General features: G+C 72.9%; 16 protein-coding genes and 1 tRNA gene. 8 read left to right on the forward strand and 9 right to left on the reverse strand.

Features of this window, described 5'->3' with window-relative positions:
• From AB6A66_RS16975 to glpK, 6 genes are all read left to right on the forward strand, one after another.
• The coding region (locus tag AB6A66_RS16975) for a fructose-bisphosphatase class II (protein ID WP_371056816.1) at positions 1–421 on the forward strand (421 nt) is incomplete at its 5' end.
• Positions 422–424: 3 nt separating this feature from the next.
• Positions 425–982, forward strand: a complete 558-nt coding sequence (locus AB6A66_RS16980) for a cysteine hydrolase family protein (protein WP_371056817.1) — start codon at positions 425–427, stop codon at positions 980–982.
• Positions 979–2,727, forward strand: a complete 1,749-nt coding sequence (gene recJ / locus AB6A66_RS16985; protein WP_371056818.1) for a single-stranded-DNA-specific exonuclease RecJ — start codon at positions 979–981, stop codon at positions 2,725–2,727. The genes AB6A66_RS16980 and recJ overlap by 4 nt, the downstream gene beginning before the upstream one ends.
• 98 nt (positions 2,728–2,825) lie before the next feature.
• A tRNA-Glu gene (locus AB6A66_RS16990) sits at positions 2,826–2,900 on the forward strand.
• A 92-nt stretch (positions 2,901–2,992) separates the two neighbouring features.
• On the forward strand, positions 2,993–4,591 hold the full coding sequence (gene glpD, locus AB6A66_RS16995) for a glycerol-3-phosphate dehydrogenase (RefSeq protein ID WP_371056819.1): 1,599 nt from the start codon (positions 2,993–2,995) through the stop codon (positions 4,589–4,591).
• 6 nt (positions 4,592–4,597) lie between these two features.
• Positions 4,598–6,103: a glycerol kinase GlpK gene (gene glpK / locus AB6A66_RS17000; protein ID WP_371056820.1), complete on the forward strand. Its 1,506-nt coding sequence runs from the start codon at positions 4,598–4,600 to the stop codon at positions 6,101–6,103.
• Here glpK and AB6A66_RS17005 read toward each other — a convergent pair.
• From AB6A66_RS17005 to AB6A66_RS17035, 7 genes are all read right to left on the reverse strand, one after another.
• Entirely contained in the window at positions 6,091–7,587 is a 1,497-nt protein-coding gene (locus AB6A66_RS17005; RefSeq protein WP_371056821.1) for a sulfatase-like hydrolase/transferase, read from the reverse strand. The two genes, glpK and AB6A66_RS17005, sit on opposite strands and share 13 nt — an antisense overlap.
• A complete protein-coding gene (gene phnX / locus AB6A66_RS17010; RefSeq protein ID WP_371056822.1) occupies positions 7,587–8,369 on the reverse strand; it encodes a phosphonoacetaldehyde hydrolase in 783 nt (260 codons plus the stop codon). Before phnX ends, AB6A66_RS17005 begins: the two co-directional genes overlap by 1 nt.
• A gap of 469 nt (positions 8,370–8,838) precedes the next feature.
• Positions 8,839–9,822, reverse strand: coding sequence for a diguanylate cyclase domain-containing protein (locus tag AB6A66_RS17015; RefSeq protein WP_371056823.1), 984 nt, complete (start codon positions 9,820–9,822; stop codon positions 8,839–8,841).
• Between the two features lie 5 nt (positions 9,823–9,827).
• Entirely contained in the window at positions 9,828–10,415 is a 588-nt protein-coding gene (locus AB6A66_RS17020; protein ID WP_371036978.1) for a heme NO-binding domain-containing protein, read from the reverse strand.
• Between the two features lie 67 nt (positions 10,416–10,482).
• A complete protein-coding gene (locus AB6A66_RS17025; RefSeq protein ID WP_371056824.1) occupies positions 10,483–12,243 on the reverse strand; it encodes a hypothetical protein in 1,761 nt (586 codons plus the stop codon).
• The gene (locus AB6A66_RS17030) at positions 12,233–13,414 is read right to left on the reverse strand and encodes an amidohydrolase (RefSeq protein ID WP_371056825.1); all 1,182 of its coding nucleotides are present in this window, start codon (positions 13,412–13,414) and stop codon (positions 12,233–12,235) included. The genes AB6A66_RS17025 and AB6A66_RS17030 overlap by 11 nt, the downstream gene beginning before the upstream one ends.
• 63 nt (positions 13,415–13,477) lie before the next feature.
• A complete protein-coding gene (locus AB6A66_RS17035) occupies positions 13,478–15,064 on the reverse strand; it encodes a trimethylamine methyltransferase family protein (RefSeq protein WP_371056826.1) in 1,587 nt (528 codons plus the stop codon).
• Between the two features lie 246 nt (positions 15,065–15,310).
• Here AB6A66_RS17035 and AB6A66_RS17040 point away from each other — a divergent pair, with 246 nt between their 5' ends.
• Positions 15,311–15,622, forward strand: coding sequence for a hypothetical protein (locus AB6A66_RS17040; RefSeq protein WP_371036982.1), 312 nt, complete (start codon positions 15,311–15,313; stop codon positions 15,620–15,622).
• A gap of 37 nt (positions 15,623–15,659) precedes the next feature.
• On the opposite strand, the gene AB6A66_RS17045 is transcribed toward AB6A66_RS17040, so the two are convergent.
• Together AB6A66_RS17045 and AB6A66_RS17050 are read right to left on the reverse strand one after the other, a co-directional pair.
• Positions 15,660–16,367, reverse strand: coding sequence for an HAD family hydrolase (locus tag AB6A66_RS17045; RefSeq protein WP_371036983.1), 708 nt, complete (start codon positions 16,365–16,367; stop codon positions 15,660–15,662).
• Complete coding sequence (locus AB6A66_RS17050; protein ID WP_371036984.1) at positions 16,364–16,648, reverse strand: DUF3572 domain-containing protein; 285 nt, start codon at positions 16,646–16,648, stop codon at positions 16,364–16,366. Before AB6A66_RS17050 ends, AB6A66_RS17045 begins: the two co-directional genes overlap by 4 nt.
• Positions 16,649–16,787: 139 nt before the next feature.
• On the opposite strand from AB6A66_RS17050, the gene AB6A66_RS17055 reads away from it, so the two are divergent.
• Positions 16,788–17,074, forward strand: a 287-nt coding sequence (locus AB6A66_RS17055; protein WP_371056827.1) for a hypothetical protein, incomplete at its 3' end; no start/stop codon positions are given.

Below are 17,074 nucleotides of genomic sequence, written 5' to 3' on the forward strand. Positions count from 1 at the left end.
GCGGGCCACGGGCGCGGCGATCCGGCTCATCACCGACGGGGACGTGGCGGGCGTGATGCACTGCGCCGAGGCGGAGATCACCGGCATCGACATGTACATGGGCACCGGCGGCGCGCCCGAGGGGGTGCTGGCCGCCGCCGCGCTTCGGTGCATGGGCGGGCAGATCCTGGGGCGGCTCGTCTTTCACGACGACGACGAGCGCGAGCGCGCCGCGCGCGCCGGCATCACCGACCTGAACCGCGTCTACGCGCTGGGGGACATGGTGCGCGAGGACGTGATCTTCGCCGCCACGGGTGTCACCGACGGCTCGCTCCTGCCCGGGATTCGGCGCCGCCCCGGCTGGGTCGAGACCGAGACGGTGCTCATGCGGTCCCGCACCGGGTCCGTGCGCCGGGTGAGCTACCGCTCTCCCCTGCGCTGAGGCATGCCGGCGGCAGCCCTCATCCTGATCGACATCCAGACCGGTTTCGACGCCGCGAGCTGGGGCGAGCGCAACAACCCGGACGCCGAGGCGCGCGCGGCCGCCCTGCTTTCGGCGTGGCGGGCGCGGCGGAAGCCGGTCGTGCATGTCCGGCACGTCTCGACCGAACTGGGCAGCCCCCTCGCCGGGGCGGGCACGCGGTTCAAGCCGCAGGTCGCGCCGGTCGCGGGAGAGACCGTCATCGGGAAATCCGTGAACGCGGCCTTCATCGGAACGACGCTCGAGGACCGCCTGCGGGGGCTCGGCGTGCGGGATCTCGTGCTTTGCGGCCTGACCACGCCGCATTGCGTCTCCACGACCGCGCGCATGGCCGCCAATCTCGGCTTCTCCGTCCGGCTCGCTCATGATGCCTGCGCGGCCTTCGCGACCAATGCGGACATGAGCTGGTGCGGCGGCGAACCGATGCCGCCCCAGGCCGTCCACGATGCGGCGGTCGCCCATCTGCATGGCGAATTCGCGCAGGCCCTGTCCGTCGCGGATCTGCTGGAGACGCCCCGGTGAGCGCCTATCTCGGCATCGATCTCTCGCTGACCGGTCGCCGCTGGGAGGGGCCGGACGCCGAACTGCTCCGGCAGGCCGAGGCCATCGCCCAGCGCACCGATCTCGCGCCCGCCGTCTGCGCGACGCTGGCGCGCGCCGCCGTCGCGCCCGAGGCGGCCGAGGGCTACCTGTCGCCCCAGCTTCGCGAGCTTCTGCCCGACCCGAAGGGCCTGCGCGACATGGAGCGCGCGGCCGCGCGCATCGTCTCGGCCGCGACCCGGGGCGAGCGGATCGCGATCTTCGCCGATTACGACGTGGATGGCGGCGCTTCGGCGGCGCTGCTCCTCGACTGGCTCGCCGCTGTGGGGCGCGGCGCCACGCTTTACGTCCCCGACCGCATCGACGAGGGCTACGGGCCCAACGTCCCGGCCATGCGCGCGCTCGCGGCCGAGCACGACCTGATCGTCTGCGTGGACTGCGGCACCCTCAGCCACGACCCCGTGGCCGCCGCCGAAGGCGCGGATGTCGTCGTGCTCGACCATCACCTCGCCGGAGAGACGCTGCCGCCGGCTCATGCCGTGGTGAACCCGAACCGCCAGGATGAGGACGGACGCCTGGCGCATCTCTGCGCCGCCGCCGTGGTTTTCCTCCTGCTGGTGGAGGCCGGCCGGCAGCTCCGCGCGGCGGGGCGCGAGGGGCCGGACCTCGTGCCGCTTCTCGACCTCGTGGCGCTCGCCACCGTGGCCGATGTCGCGCCGCTCACCGGCGTCAACCGCGCGCTGGTGCGCCAGGGGCTGAAGATCATGGGCTGGCGGCAGCGCCCCGGCCTCGTCGCGCTCGCCGACGTGGCGCGCCTCGACCGCGCGCCGGATCCTTACGCGCTGGGCTTCGTGCTGGGGCCCCGGATCAACGCGGGCGGACGCGTGGGACAGGCCGACCTGGGCGCCCGGCTTCTGGCCACCCGCGACGCGGCCGAGGCCGAGGCGCTCGCCCGCAGGCTCGAGGCGCTCAACGAGGAACGGCGCGGGATCGAGGCGTCGGTGCGCGCCTCCGCGATGGCCCAGGCCGAGGCGCGCGGGCTCGACGCGCCGCTCGTCTGGGCGGCGGGCGAGGGCTGGCACCCGGGCGTGGTCGGCATCGTCGCCTCGCGCCTCAAGGAGGCCGCCAACCGGCCCGCGGTGGTGATCGGGCTCGAGGGCGGCGAGGGCAAGGGCTCCGGCCGGTCCGTCGCGGGCGTCGATCTCGGCGCGGCGGTGCAGAGGCTCGCCGCCGAGGGGCTTCTCCTCAAGGGCGGCGGGCATCGCATGGCGGCCGGCCTCACGGTGGCGCGGGAGCATCTCGAGCCCGCCATGGCACGGCTCGCCGAACTTCTCGCGCGGCAGGGCGCGGGCGCGGCGGGCCCGCGGGCGCTCAGGCTGGACGGCACGCTCATGCCCGGCGCGGCGACGCCCGAACTCGTGGAGGCGCTCGAGGCGGCAGGCCCCTTCGGCGCCGGCGCGGCGGCGCCGCGATTCGCCTTTCCCGACCTCGCCATCCGCCACGCGAAGCGCGTGGGCGAGACGCATCTGAAGCTTTCGCTGTCCGACGGCATGGGCGGCACGATCGACGCCATCGCCTTCGGCGCCTTCGACGGCGATCTCGGGCCGCGCCTCGAAGCCCATGGCGGCGTCCGCGTGCATGTCGCGGGGCGGCTGGAAATGAACCACTGGCGCGGCCGGTCGACGGTGCAGCTTCGCCTCGAGGATGCCGCCTTCGCGGGCGCCTGAGCCGCGCCCCGAGGGCGAGCGCCGCGCAGGCCGGAACGGCACATTTTCCCCTTGCAAGCCCGCGCCGGTTTTCCTATTCACCCGTCACGCTTGGCCAAGGCCCGTTCGTCTATCGGTTAGGACGCCAGGTTTTCAACCTGGAAAGAGGGGTTCGATTCCCCTACGGGCTGCCAGCGCCTTCATCCCCGCTCCCTAACGCCGACGCCCATTGACCCGCGCGCATGCTTCGTGGTTCAGCTTTCGCGCGCCCGCCGCGAGGTTTCCGATGCCGCCCATGACGTCCGACGACCACGTTCTCGATCTCTTTGTCGTGGGCGGGGGCGTGAACGGGTGCGGGATCGCGCGGGATGCAGCCGGGCGGGGTCTGTCGGTCGGGCTCGCAGAGAAGGGCGACATCGGCGGCGCGACCTCCTCGGCCTCGACGAAGCTCTTTCACGGCGGGCTGCGCTACCTGGAATATTTCGAGTTCCGCCTCGTGCGCGAGGCGCTGGCCGAGCGCGAGACCCTGCTCGCCGCCATGCCGCATATCGCCTGGCCCATGCGCTTCGTGCTGCCGGTGGACCCGGCGCTGCGCGTCGGCGCGGACACGCCCGCGGGGCGCTGGCTCGGCCGCCTCATGCCCTGGGCGCGGGGGCGGCGGCCGGCCGCGATGATCCGCGCGGGGCTTCTGCTTTACGACGCGATGGGCGGGCGGAAGGTGCTGCCGGCGAGCCGTGCGCTCGACCTTGCGCGCGACCCGGCGGGCGCGGCGCTGCGGCCCGGCCTCGGCCGCGCCTTCGAGTATTCCGACGTCTGGGTGGAGGATAGCCGTCTCGTCGCGCTCAACTCGCGCGACGCCGTGCGCCTCGGCGCCCGCATCTGGCCCCGGCAGGAAGTCGTGGAGGCACGGGCCGTGGACGGTTTCTGGCGGGTCCGCCTGCGCTGCACGCGGACCGGCGCGGCGCGCGAGGTCCGCGCCCGCGCCCTCGTCAACGCCGCCGGGCCCTGGGCGGCGGAGGTGCTGTCGGGCGCGATCGGGCGCAACGCCGCGGCGCGCGTGCGCCTCGTGCGCGGCAGCCACATCGTCACCCGCCGCCTCTTCGACCACGACAGGGCCTACTTCCTGCAGGGCGAGGACGGGCGCATCGTCTTCGCCCTGCCCTACGAGCGCGACTTCACCCTGATCGGCACCACCGACGCGCCGCACCCCGACGCCGATACCGCCCCGGTCTGCACCGAGGCGGAGGCCGACTACCTTCTGGCCTTCGTGAACCGCTGGTTCCGCGCGCCGGTGTCGCGGGACGACATCGTCTGGCGCTTCGCGGGCGTCCGGCCGCTTTACGACGACGGCGCGGCCTCGGACACCGCGGCGACGCGCGACTACGTTCTCGATCTCGACACGGCCGTCGGCGCGCCGCTGCTCAGCGTGTTCGGCGGCAAGATCACCACCTACCGGCGTCTCGCCGAGGCGGCGCTGGCGCGGCTCGCGCCCGACCTGCCTGCGATGGGCCGTCCCTGGACGGCGGGCGCGCCGCTGCCCGGCGGCGATCTTCCGCTCGACGAGGTCGAGGCGCGGATCGCCGCGCTGCGCGCCGCGTATCCATTCCTTGCGGACGACGGGGCGCGGCGGCTTTTCCGCGCCTACGGCACCGACGCCGAGACGATCCTCGGCACCGCGCGGTGCGCCGAGGACCTCGGCCGGTCCTTCGGCGCCACGCTCACGGAGGCGGAGGTCGCCTGGCTCATGGCCCGCGAATTCGCCATGACGGCGGAGGATGTGGTCTGGCGGCGCTCCAAACTGGGCCTGCGGCTCTCGCCCGACCAGATCGCGGCGCTCGACGACTGGATGCGCGCGGCCCGTGGGGCGGCCGCGGCCGCGGAGTAGGGACCCATGCGCCACGTTCTCGCCACCGACCAGGGCACCACCTCCACACGCGCCGTGGTCTTCGACGAAGCCCGCCGCCCCGTCGCCCAGGCGAGCCAGGAGTTTCCACAAAGCTACCCCGCCCCGGGCTGGGTTGAGCATGACCCCCTCGACCTGTGGTCGACCGCCGCGGCCACGGCGCGCGCCGCGATCGAGCAGGCCGGACTGCACGCCGGCGACATCGCCGCGCTCGGGCTGACGAACCAGCGCGAGACCACGCTTTTATGGGACCGCGCCAGCGGCAAGCCGCTTTACCCCGCCATCGTCTGGCAGGACCGGCGGACCGCGCCCGCCTGCCGCGCGCTTGCCGCGGCGGGCCACGAGGCCGCCGTCACCGCGCGGACGGGACTTCTGCTCGATCCCTATTTCTCGGCCACGAAGCTCGCCTGGCTTCTCGACAACGTGGAAGGCGCGCGGTCGCGGGCCGCGCGCGGCGAGCTGGCCTTCGGCACGGTGGACAGCTGGCTTCTCTGGAACCTCACCGGCGGCAAGGTCCACGCGACCGACGCCACCAACGCCGCGCGCACCATGCTCTACGACATCCACGCGGGCGAATGGTCCGCGGAGCTCTGCGCGCTCTTCGACATCCCCGAGGCCGTTCTGCCCGAGGTCCGCGACTGCGCGGACGATTTCGGCGAGACCCGGGCGGACCTTTTCGGGCGGCCGATCCCGATCCTCGGCGTGGCGGGCGACCAGCAGGCGGCGGCCATGGGGCAGGCCTGTTTCGCGCCCGGCATGGTGAAATCCACCTACGGGACGGGCTGCTTCGCGCTTCTCAACACGGGCGAGACGCCGGTGGCGTCGCGCAACCGGCTGCTGACGACCGTCGCGGCGCGGCTGAACGGGCGGACGACCTACGCGCTCGAGGGCTCGATCTTCATCGCGGGCGCGGTGGTGCAATGGCTCCGCGACGGGCTGGGACTCGTGCGCCGCGCCGAGGAGACGCAGCCCCTGGCCGAGGCGGCGGATCCCGAGAGCGGGGTCGTGCTCGTCCCGGCCTTCACCGGGCTCGGCGCGCCCTACTGGGCGCCGGACTGCCGGGGCGCGATCTTCGGGCTCACGCGGAACTCCGGCCCGGCGGAGCTTGCCCGCGCGGCGCTGGAAAGCGTGGGCTTCCAGACCCGCGACCTCCTGGAGGCGATGCAGGCCGACTGGCCCGAGGCCGGGGAGGCGGTGCTGCGGGTCGACGGCGGCATGAGCGCGAGCGACTGGACGATGCAGTTCCTGGCCGACATCACCGGCGCGCCGGTGGATCGCGCCGAGGTGCTCGAGACGACGGCGCTCGGGGCGGCCTGGCTCGCCGGCCACCGGGCCGGGCTTTATCCCGGCCCAGAAGAGGCGATGGCGGCCTGGGCGCGGGATCGCCGCTTCGCGCCCGCCATGGGCGACAAGACCCGGGCGGCGAGATACGCGGCGTGGAAACGGGCCGTCGCCGCGGCGATGGCCGCCTCGGGCGCGGATCAGCCGGCGTAGAAGTCCCAGACGGCGCGGCTCGCGAGCGTGCGGTCCATGAGCCGCGCGCGATCGGCGAGAAGCGCCTCGGCCTGGGAAAGCCGCGCGGGCGCGAGCGCGGGGTCCGCCGCGCGGTTCACCAGGCAGTCGGGATCCTCCTCCAGATCGTAGAGCGCATGCGGCAGGCCGGGGCTTGCCATGTAGAGGTGCCGCCCGTCCATCCGGCATTGGAGCACGCAATCCTCCGGGGCGAGGCCGAAGCGCGCTGCGTCCTCGCCCAGAAGCAGGCGGAAATCGAACTCCCAGAGCGCGGCCGCGCGCCAGCGGCGGGGCGCCTGCCCGTCGAGAAAGGGCGTCAGCGAGGCGCCGTCCGGGGCATGGCCGGGCGCCACGCCCATGAGATCGCAGAGCGTGGGGAAGATGTCGGCGGCCGAGGTGAACGCCTCCACTCGCCCGGCGCCCCTCCCGGGGATCCGCATGAGCAGCGGGATATGGTAGCTTTGCGGGAAGAAGCCACCCTTTCCCAGCATCCAGTGGTCGCCCATCATCTCGCCGTGGTCGGAGGTGAAGACGATCACCGTCTCCTCCCACTGCCCCGCCGCGCGAAGCGCCTCGAAGATCCGGCCGCACTGCGCGTCCACTTCCGAGACGAGACCGTGGTAGAGCGCGCGGAGCCGCGCGAAATCGCGCGGCGTGAGGTCCCGTGCCCGTCCCGCGCCGCCTTCCACGAAATCCGAAAGCTGCTGGTAGCCTTGTATCGCCGCCACGAAGGGATGCTGCGCGGCCTCGGCATCCGGGTCGGCGTGACGCGCGAATTCCGGCCCCTCCTCCTCGCCATACATAGAGGCATAGGGCTCGGGCACGGCGAAGGGCGGGTGCGGGCGCAGGAAGCTCAGATGCGCGAACCAGGGCCGGTCGATGGGCTGCTCGGCCCGCCACTGAAGGAAGGCATCGGCGAGGAAGGCCGTCTGGGTCTCCTCGCTCGAATAGACCGGCGGACGGCGCGAGATGCGCGCGCCCTCCTCGGGCGGCACCCGGTGCATCGCGCCCGGGTCAGAGATGTCATGGCCCCGCGCGCCGAGCCAGCTCACCCATGGCCGCTCCGCATCGTCGAGGTTGAGCCGTACCCGGAACCCCGGCAGCACGCCTTCGAACGTGGCAAGCGCGGGGTCGGCCGGCGCGAGGTGGCGGGGATCGGGCGCGGTGTCGGTGTAGCCGAAGAGGGTGGGCAGGTAGCCCGCGCGCCGGGCGGCGAGCGCGAGGTTGTCGAAACGCGCGTCGAGCCCCGCGCCGTTCCACACCACCCGGTGGTTCATCTGGTAGAGCCCGGTATAGAGCGACGCGCGCGCCGGCGAGCAGGGCGCGCAGGTGGCGTAATGCCGCGCGAAGAGCGTGGCCTCCTCCGCCAGCCGGTCGACCGCGGGGGTCCGCACGACATGACCGAGCGCGCCCAGCGTGTCGCCGCGCCACTGGTCGGCGGTGATGAAAAGGATGTTGGGCCGCATCACGCCACCTCCAGCCGGTCGAGAAGCGCGGGCAGGTCCGCCACCGTGTCGATGACGTGATCGGCGCCTGCCTCCTTCAGCATTACCGTGGCGCCCGCGCGCAGCCGCGCCACCTCGTGCGCGTGCATCGCGGCGAGTTCCCCGGGCGTGCACCCGACCGCGTTGCCCGAAAGCGCCACGCCCACGGTGACGCAGCCCGCCGCCACGCCTTCGGCGATGCCGGGCGCGGTGTCGTCCACCTTGATCACGGCCCCGGGCGGATGAACGACAAGGTCGATGAAGCACTGATACATGCAGAGCGGGCCGGGCCGCCCCTCGGGCAGGTCGTCGGCGCAGACGAGATTGTCGGGGGCGTAGCCCTGTTCGGCCGCCCTGGGCAGAACCCGCTCCATGATCGAGCGGGTGTAGCCCGTGGTGGAGCCGATCTTCATGCCGCGCGCCCGCAGGTTTTCGACGGTCTCGAAGGTGCCGGGCACGAGGGTGGCGTAATCCGCGACGACCTCCTCGTTCATCGGCACGAAGACCTCGTAGACGCTGTCGGCGTCGGCCGCCCGCGGCGCGTGGCCGAAGCGCGCCTGCCACTGATCGGCGATCCCGGGCATCTCCAGCATGGCCCGGACATGGTCCCGCTTCGCCGCGCCCATGGGTGCGCGGGCCTGTGCCACGCTCGCCTCAAACCCGAAGCGGCGGAACGCCTCGACGAAAACGGCCATCGGCGCGAAGGATCCGAAATCGATCGTGGTGCCCGCCCAGTCGAACACCGCCGCCTTGAACCGTGCCATGAATCGCCCCCTCTCAGCCCGCCAGGCGCGTGCGACGCGCGGCCCTGACCGACGCACCGCGCGCGCCACGCCCCTTTTCCTGCAACACTTCGCAGGCCGCCGCCACCATCTCGTGTATCGCCCCGGCATCGAGCGGGCCGATGCCGCCGCCCGGTCGACCACCGCCGCCTTGACCCGGACCCCGCCGGGCCTTGGAGGGTGGCGAGAAGGCGGCACGCCGCCAGGACGCGTGTCGCCGCCGGGCGCAGGGGCGCGAGCGCCACACCTGCCGGCGCGCACCGGCGCACTGCCGACGCGGCAAGCTGGTGTCGGGGGAGCGCCGTGCCGGCGCAGCGGAATTGCCGCGTGTGCTGCGCGGTCACGAAAGACGGCCGGCCCGCCACGGGAACAAGCCTTCGCAGGCGCCGCGGGGCGCTTGCCGGCGACGGGGCGGGCCGCGCCCGTCGTTCGCGGCGCCCGCGGCCCGGGGTCAGCCGCTGTCGGCCTCCCGTGGTGCGCCGAAACGATGCCGGCCGCGCCCTGCGTTCTTCGCGGCGTAAAGCGCGGCATCGGCGTCGGCGAGCATCCGCGCGGGCTCCGGCCGGGGATAGTCCCCGGACATGACAGAGCCCGCACTGGCCGCGATATGCGCCGCGCGGCCGTCCACGACGATGGGCCTTGCGAGCCGAGCGATGATGCGCCGTGCGACACCTGCGACGGCGGCGCGGTCTTTCGGAGCCTCGAGCACGAGCACGAATTCGTCGCCGCCGATGCGCGCGACCGTATCGCGGGCGCGCGTCTCTTCCACCAGGACACGCGCCACGACCTGAAGCACCTGGTCCCCCGCCGGGTGGCCCAGCGTGTCGTTTACGTCCTTGAAATGATCGAGGTCGATCTGCGTGAGCGCGAAACGCACCCCGCCCGCGGCCAAGCGTTCCAGCACATGCTCCAGCGCGCGGCGGTTCTTCAGGCCGGTCAGGGTGTCGGTGAAAGCCTGTTCCTCGGCCGAGATGCGCGCGGCCTGAAGGCGCAGGTTCAGCCTGCGCGATGCCTCCATCGCCGCGGATTTCGCCTCGATCAGGTAGAGCATCTCCACCGCGAGATCGGTGGCCGCGAAATCGGCGCTGGTCAACGAGAAATCCCGCACGCCGTCGAGGATCGAGATCCCGAAGGACAGGTTGACGACGGCGCCATCGCCGCCCGGCAGGGCCACCAGCACGCCTTTCAGCTTGGTGTGCGGCGCCGCGCAGCGCCGCAGGTGCAGCTTCGTGGAGGCCATGGCCATGAGTTCGTCCATGTCCTGCATGGCGCGCGGGCGGGTCACCTCAAAGAGGTCGAGAAAGCGCCGGCCGGCCAGCGACGCGTCGGGAAAGAGCTTCGCGAGGGTCGGGCCGGCATGCGCGACGCGTCCATCGGGGTCGAGCCGCGCGTGCATCGGGCAGAGCGCATCCAGTATCCCGTCCGGAAACCGCATCCGTTTCAGAGCGCTTGCGCGCCGAGGTCGAAGCGCCGCCCCTCGGCGAAGGAGGATTCGTAGAGCGTGATGTCGATGATGTCTTCCTCGTCGGATGCGAGGGCGAGTTCGAGGTAGGCGAGCGCGCCGTAGTCGTCCGCCATGGCGCGCAGAAGCCCGACGAAAACATGCCCGACGCCCGCAGGCCCGCCGCGGCAGGACAGGCGGAACCGGCCGGATCCCCGCTCGGCCAGTTCGAGTTCGGGCAGGTCGAGGTCGGCCACGGCGAGGCGCGCCCGCTCGGGCAGATCGTCCAGCGAATGGAGGAAGTCGAGAAAGCTGTCGCCGCCGAAGCGCATCAGCCGGCGCAGCGCCTCGGTGTTGCGGTGGGAGACGAGGTAGGTTCCCAGATCCTCGAGCAACGCCTCGCGCGGCTTGTCCAGCACATCCTCCGCCGCAGAGAGAATGCGCGGCGCGAGCGCCGGATCGTAGCTCAGCATCGCCTCGAACCCGGCCATTTCCAGCCCGGCGCGGTGCGCGATCCCGTCCCACCGCGATGCGCCATAGGTGTCGATTATGAACGATTGTATCGCCCGGTTGATCAGACCATGCATTCCGCGTCCCGCGCCGGTGAAACCGCGGCGAGGATGCCGCTCGCGGCTTAAGATTTCCCGAACGCGTTCAATTGTCCGGAACGAGGCGTCGGCCGCCGATCGACAGGGCGCGCGCACCGCTGGGCACGAGCTCGAAACCGCCCTGCCGAAGGGTGTCCAGCGCATCGGCGGGAAGGATGGCGGGTGTGCCGGCGGCAAGATCCCGTGCCGCACCGGCAGGCCGCAACCCGCCGTCGTGAAGGTCGTAGGCGCGCACCTCCACAGGGCCGTCCGCGCTGCGAAGGAAGGCGAGCACCTGCGCGGGCCCCTCGCCCGCGCGCAGCCGCGCGGCCAGCAGCGCGCAGCCCGGCCGGCCCTCGGCGTCGCGCCGGGCGCAGGCGTCCTGCCAGTCGCGCAGCACCGCGGACGGAAGCGCCGCGAGCGCGCCTTGGGGAAGCTCGGCGTCGCCAAGCACCGGCATCACGCCCGCCAGCGCCGCGGCGAGCGCCTCCGCCTCGGCGCGTTCGATCGTTCTCGCGAAGCCGCGCGGTCCCTCCGCCTCCTCTAGCGCGGCAAGCCTTGTCCGGAGCGCCGCACCGTCGCGCTCCTCCGCAAGCGCGGACAGGTGCGTGACCGCCCGCGCGCCGGGTTTTCCCCACTCATGCGCCATCTCCCACAGCGGCACCTCGTCGAGCGGCAGGCGCGCTTGCTGGTACCGGACGAGCTGGCTTTGCGCCGACCACCGCTCGGGCGCGACAAGCGGGGTCAGCCAGAGCGCGCCGATCACCGCGCTTGCGGGCATCAGCACGACGGCCGCGCGCCGAAGCCGTGCCGGCCAGTCGCCGCCGGGCAATGCGGCAAGCGCGAAGGAGAGCGTCCAGGCCAAAAGCAGCCCCGCCCCGAATGCCGCGGTCACGCGCGGCGGGGTCCAGCCATAGGACCCGACCCGCTGCGCGATCGACAGCGCCGCGGCGCCGGCGAGGACCGGCAACAGGAGCGCGAGCATCCGCGTGGCGCCCCGCATCGCGGCGCCCCGCACCTCGTCCTGCGGGCCGCGATCCACCGCCCCCGCGACAAGGACCAGGCCCGCCGCCGCCATCGACATCAGTACCGGGGCGGGCGACAGGCCGCCCAGAAGCATCCCGAGCCCCCGCAGCGGCAGGGCGAGCACGAAAACCGCCACCACCGGAAGAAGCGCCGGGACGAGAAGCCGCAGAAGGCGCAAGACAAGCACCGGCGACAGAAGCGCCGCGTAGTCCTCGGCGACGGCAAGGCCGAGCCCGATCGCCGCGCCGCTGAAAATCCACGGCACCGGGTCGATCTCGAGGATCCGGTCGATCGCATCGACGCCCACGAGACCCAGAAGCGCGTCGGACAGGCCGATCACCGCCCAGGCCAGCCCGAGGAACACCGCCGCGGCCGCCGTCCGCATAGCGATCGACCAGACCGCGTCGAAGACCGCCGCGGGATCGCGCCAGCCGCCTGGCGCCGCGAGCCCGGCCAGCGCGACCGGCGCTCCGAAGCCGCCGTAAAGGCCGAGCGCGACGAGCGGATGGCCCGCCAGCAGGGTTTGCGGGACGGAGACGAAACCCAGCGCCGCCCACCACATGAGCGCCGCGGCCGGGACCGCGAGCGCCGCCGCCCCCGCCGCGGCGCGCCGAAACCCCAACGGGCCGGTGAAGAGCAGCGTGAGCCCGAACCAGCCCGCCGCGGCGATGACCGACACGAGGTGCAGCCGGGGTTCGGCGAAGGCGTCGCGGAAGACGTCGAGCAGAAGCCACCCCGCGACGCCCGCCGCGCCCCCGAGGCCCGCGAGCGCGACGCGCCGGAGGCGCCGGTCAGCCGCCATCGGCACGCCCCAGCAGATCGTCGAGGACCTCCGAGAACAGGGCCACGCCCTCGGCGATGAGCGCGTCGGGGAAATCGTAGCCCGCGTCGTGAAGCGGCGGCTGGTCTGCCCCGGCGCCCAGCAGCAGAAGCGCGCCGGGCGCCGCCGCGCCGAAACGGCCGAAATCCTCGGAAAACCGCATGGGCAGCCCGTCGTCCGAAACCGAGAGGCCTGCGGCCGCCGCGCCGCGCGCGAGGGCCCGGGCCGGTTCCCGCGCGTTCACGCAGGCGGCGAAGACATCCTCCCACCCGACATCCAGGATGAGGCCGTGCCCCGCGGCCGCCGCCTCGGCCAGCGCCCGGGCCTCTTCCACGAGCGCGTCCATCTCTTCGTCATCCCGGGTGCGAAGCGTGGCGAAAAGCTCGGCGCGCCCGGGGGAGATGCCGAAGGCGGGCGCGCCCATCCGCGCATGGGTGAGCGTGACCATGCGAAAGCCCGGGTCCGCGGGGCCTGCCCCGGCGCAAAGCGCGGGCAGTTCTTGCAGCAGGCGCGACAGGGCCGGGGCGGGTGACAGGCCGGTCTCGGGGCTGGAGGCGTGGGCCTCGCGGCCGCGCAGCCTGATCCGCATCCCCCGCGACGCGCAGCAGGCCGGGCCGGGCGCCACCCGGACCGCGCCGCGCGGCAGGCCCGGCAGGTTGTGAAGCGCCACCGCCATGTCCGGCGCGATCTCTGCGAAGCGCGGATCGGCGAGCACGGCCGCCGCCCCCGCGCCCGTCTCCTCGGCGGGCTGAAAGAGAAGGATCGCGCGGCCGCGCGCGGGACGGACCCGGCCGAGACGCCGCGCCAGCCCGGCGAGGATCGCCATGTGCCCGTCATGGCCGCAGAGATGGGCCCGCCCCGAGAATTCCGAGACATGCGGCGCGCTGCTTTCCTCGGCGATCGGCAGCGCGTCGAGTTCCGCGCGGACCAGAATCGCGGGGCCCGGCGCCGCCCCGGCCCACGTAGCGGCCACGCCGTGCCCGCCGAGCCCCGTCCATATCCGGTCGGGCCCCTGCGCGGCGAGCATCCGGGCCACGGCCGCGGCGGTCTCCGCCTCCGCGCCCGAGAGCTCCGGTCGGCGGTGAAGGGCGCGGCGCCAGTCGGCGAGCGCGCCAAGGTCTTCCGGGCCGAGATCGCTGGGGTGCACGGTCATGGCCGCCACTCCGCCCCGCCCCCGCGGTGGTGTCAAGCCCGGCGGCCGCGCGCCGCCGCCGGGTCAGAAATCGGTGGGCGCGCCGCCCTCGGCCTTGCGGAGGCTGACGAAGGCCTCGAGCTCCTCGCGCACCGCCGCGTCCATCGGCGGGGCCTCGAAGCTGCCGATGATCTCCTTGAAGACGCGGTGCGCGCGCTCGGCGGTCCAGACTGCGCCCGCGGCTTCCCACGCCTCGTAATTCTTCCAGTCCGAGACGAAGGGCTGGTAGAAGGCCGTGGTGTAGCGATCCTGGGTATGCTGGATGCCGAAGAAATGGCCCTGGTCGCCCACCTCCGCCACGGCGTCGAAGGCGATCTGTTCGGGTCCTGTGGCGCAGATCTCGGGCTCCATGTAGCGCTGGATCATCTGCAGGATCTCGCAGTCCATCACGAATTTCTCGGGGCTCGCGATCAGCCCGCCCTCGAGCCAGCCCGCGGCGTGGTAGACCATGTTGGCCCCCGACTGCACCGCCGACCACAGGCTGTTGGAGGTCTCCCACATCGCCTGCCCGTCGGGCACGTTGGCCGCGCAGACGCCCGAGGCGCGCATCGGCAGGCCGTAGAACCGCGCGAGCTGGCCGGTCATCTGGGTGGCCCTCATGTATTCCGGCGTGCCGAAGGCGGGCGCGCCCGACTTCATGTCCACGTTCGAGGTGAAGGTGCCGATCGCCACGCAGGCGCCGGGGCGGATGACCTGCGCCAGAACCACGGCCGAAAGCGCCTCGGCGAGGCTCAGCGACACTGCCCCCGCCATGGTCACCGGCGCCATCGCGCCAGCCAGCGTGAAGGGCGTGACCACGAGGCCCTGATTGCGCCGGGCAAGGCGCATCCAGCCATCCATCATCGGGTGGTCATGCTTCAGGGGCGAGGTCGAGTTGATGTTGGTGTACATCTTCGGCCCGGACTCGAACGCCTCGTGCGAGTGACCGCCGGCGATGCGTACCATCTCCATCACGTCGTCCACCCGCTCGGCGCCCAGCGCATACGCATGCATCGCCTTGTCGGTGAGCGTGAGCTTGTCGAAGAGCACGTCGAGGTGGCGCACCGACGCGTGCAGATCCACCGGCTCGACGGGATAGCCGCCGGCGAAATGGATGCAGTTGAAGTACTGCGTGAGCTTCAGCAGGTGGGCGCATTGCTCGCGGGTGCCGGGCACCTTCCGGCCGATCTCCATGTCCCAGTAGTTCGGCGGAGAGGAGACGTTGCCGAAGAGGATGTGCTTGCCGCCCATGGTGATGCGCCGCTCGGGGTTGCGCGGCGTGATGTCCCACTGGCGGGGCGCTCTCGCCACCATCTCCATCACCATGTCGCGGCCCATGCGCACGTTCTGGCCGCTCACCGTGCAGCCCGCCCGGGCGAGAATGTCCACCGCCTCGGGATTGAGGAAGGTGATCCCGATCTCCTCGAGGATGCGCATGGCGCCGTCATGAATGGCCTGAACGCCGTCCTCGCTCAGCGGTTCCGTGGGGCGGTCGATGTTCACGGGCAGCCGCCAGGGCATCTGCTCGATCACGGCGGTGCCGCGTCGTGCAGCGTTGCCCGCGCGCCCGCCGCCGCGGCGGCGGCGCTCGGGCGCGAGGGTCTCGGTGGGTCTGGGCATGCTCGAGGCCATGGGTCCCTCCTGCCGGTGACCGGGCCAGAAGAAACGCCGCGCGCGGCCCGGTCGTGCCGGTTTGCGACGGATATGGTCGCGATTCTTCATCCCGCTCCGGAATGCGGCGATGCCGTGACGCAAGGGCACCCATCGCGCGGTCGCGTGCCCGGAAACGCCCCCGGACGGGCGCGATCCGATCATCCTTTCGCCGCAACGGGCGGCTATCGTTCAGGTTGGGAATGACCGGGGAAAGGCGCACGGATCGTGACGGTGGTCGTCGGACAGGAAAGGCTCGCTCCGGATTGGCGGCTTCTGCGCACCGCCGACGGGGTGGTGCGTATCCTGCGCGATCCGCCCTGTGCGAGGCGGGCCTACGACCCGTTCGGGCCAAGGGGACGCTGCCCGGCAGAGGACATCCTGATGACGCTCTTCGGAGATTTCGTCGTGCCGCTCGGGCCACTTTCGACGGAAGACGAGGTCGTGGTGGGGATGTGGCGGGCGCTGCCCTGCAACGACAACCGCGATCCCGGCACGGGCGCGACAGCGACGCCGTCGCGCCGGCCGCGTCTGAACTAGCCCGCACCCCGTCAGGCGGCCGCCGCGGCGCACGCCGTCAGGCCGTGCCGAGGCCAAGCCACGCCGGCAGATGCCCGATATCGGGCAGAACGACATCGGCGAGCGGTGCGAGCGACGCCTCGCCCGCCGGCCCGGTCAGCACCGCCACCGTCTGCATGCCCGCCGCGCGCCCGGCATGCAGATCGTGCGGGCTGTCGCCGACCATCACCACCCGCGATGGCGCGACCCCCGCCGCACGCGCGAAGGCGAGAAGCGGCCCCGGCGCGGGCTTGGCGCCATGACCGCTGTCTGCCCCCGCCACGAAGGCGAAGGCCTGCTCCACCCGCGCCGCGGCTAGATGCGCGCGCGCCGAGGCCTCGCTGTCGTTCGTCATGACGCCGAGGGTCATACCCGCCGCCCCGAGCGCCTGCATCAGCGGCGCGAGCGGCACCGCCTCCGAGAGCGGCGCCTCGGCGGCGCGATCGGCCAGCCAGAGTTCGAGCGCGGCGGGGTCCGCGCCCGGAAGCGCCGCGGCCAGCAGTTCGGCCGCCTCGCGGTTGGTGCCCGCGATCACGGGACTTTCGGGCAGGAAGGCCCCGGCCGTCAGGTCGTAGCCCACCGCGCGGGCCAGAACGGTCGCCCGCGCCGGCGCGCCGCCCGACAGCGCGCCGATCACCTGCTCGGCCCAGGGGCCCCAGGTCGCCTCGAATCCGAACAGAGTGCCGTCCTTGTCGAACAGCACCGCGTCGGCGCGCCGCGCGGTCATGTCCAGTGCACCTGCGTGCCGCCGGGAAGCCGCGCCCGCGCCTCGGCCGGGCGCGTGCAGGGATGGCCGGTGGCCTCGCAGAAGGCGGTCACCCAGAGATCGTCCATCAGCAGGAAGTCGAGGACGGCGGCCAGCGTCTCGGGGCGGTCGGCCTCGCTCCGCAGCGTGTCGGCGTCCAGCCCAGTGGCCCCCATGAACACGCCCAGAAGATCCGCATCGGCGGCAAGCCACGCCAGCGCCTCCGCGGCGAGCGCCTCTGCCGCGTCGTCGCTCATCGCCATGCCGATCCTCCTACCGAAAGATTTTCTTAACCAGTNTCATCGCCATGCCGATCCTCCTACCGAAAGATTTTCTTAACCAGTTTCATAAAGAGTGGGCATTAGGAAAGACAAGCGCGCCGCAACCGCGCGAGGAGCGAGCATGCCGGGCAGATTGCTCATCGTCGAGCCGGAAACAACCCGCCGCATCGCCTTGCGCGCGCGGCTCGCGGGCACCTTCCCCGACCCGGTCCTCGCCGCCGACGCGGACGAGGCGCGCGCGCTCACACGGGCGGACGCCCCGGATCTCGCGGTGCTCGGGGCCGGGCTGGCCGGCGCCGAGATCGAGCGCCTTGCCGCCACGCTCCGCACCCTGCCGGGCGAGGCCCCCGCGATCGTGGCGCTGCGGCCCGCCGCCGACGGCGCAGGCCGGCGCGCCGCCCTCGCCGC

Source organism: Rhodosalinus sp. K401 (assembly GCF_041365735.1).
Taxonomy (GTDB): domain Bacteria; phylum Pseudomonadota; class Alphaproteobacteria; order Rhodobacterales; family Rhodobacteraceae; genus Rhodosalinus.